This is a genomic window from Holdemanella sp. DFI.5.55 (assembly GCF_020593575.1).
In the GTDB taxonomy this organism is placed as follows: Bacteria; Bacillota_I; Bacilli_A; order Erysipelotrichales; family Erysipelotrichaceae; genus Holdemanella; species Holdemanella hominis.
Map to the genome: position 1 here is coordinate 1 of NZ_JAJDMK010000473.1, position 210 is coordinate 210.

A 210-nucleotide genomic window follows, 5' to 3' on the forward strand; every position below is an offset into this window, starting at 1 on the left:
TTCGCTGCAGACGGTCAGTGAAGGTTCAGGGGTAATCTATAAGAAGTCAGGCAACGCCGCCTATATCGTTACCAACAATCACGTGGTTTCTGGGGCCAGCGCGCTGCAGGTGATCATGAGCAACGGCAAGAAGGTCCAGGCTGAACTGGTTGGTACGGACTCAACGACTGATCTGGCCGTTTTAAAAATCAGTGCCGCTAACGTAACGAC

1 protein-coding gene is annotated in these 210 nt (G+C 52.4%); it reads left to right on the top strand.

Translation table 11 applies throughout. The features are described 5' to 3' along the window. Window positions 1-210 (top strand): S1C family serine protease (locus tag LJE08_RS14850; RefSeq protein WP_227403696.1); only part of this gene is annotated, 210 nt, incomplete at both ends.